The organism is Crenalkalicoccus roseus, from assembly GCF_004761865.1.
GTDB lineage: Bacteria > Pseudomonadota > Alphaproteobacteria > Acetobacterales > Acetobacteraceae > Crenalkalicoccus > Crenalkalicoccus roseus.
In genome coordinates this window covers 1-404 of record NZ_SJDM01000125.1, presented here as the reverse complement: position 1 = coordinate 404, position 404 = coordinate 1, and the positions used below count along the sequence as shown (strand labels likewise).

Below are 404 nucleotides of genomic sequence, written 5' to 3'. Positions count from 1 at the left end.
GCCGCGCGCGCCTCCGCCGCCGCGGCCCCGGCGCGGGCGGCCTCGGCGGCCTCCGGCGCCGGCAGGGCGGCGAGCGCGGCCTCGGCCGCGGCGGCGGCCTCGGCGGCCTGACGCGCCTCGGCGGCGAGGCGCTCGCGCTCCGGCTCCAGCGCGCCGAGCCGGCTCTCCGCCTCGGCGGCGGCGGCGGCGAGCTGCGCCGCCCCGTCGCGCGCCGCGGCGAGCGCCGCCTCCGCCGCGGCGCGGGCCTCGCGCGCCGCCGCCTCCCGCGCCAGCGCCGCCGCCTCGGCGCCGCCCGCCGCCTCCGCCGCCGCGCGCAGGGCGGCGAGGTCGGGCAGCGCGGCGACGGCGGCCTCGGCGGCGGCGAGGGCGGCCTCGGCCTCCGCCGCCTCGGCCCCCACCCGTTC

The 404-nt window shown here is 89.6% G+C and carries 1 protein-coding gene; it reads right to left on the bottom strand.

All coding sequences use genetic code 11. From position 1 onward, the window contains the following. Positions 1-404 (bottom strand): hypothetical protein (locus ET526_RS22735; protein WP_192898747.1); only part of this gene is annotated, 404 nt, incomplete at both ends.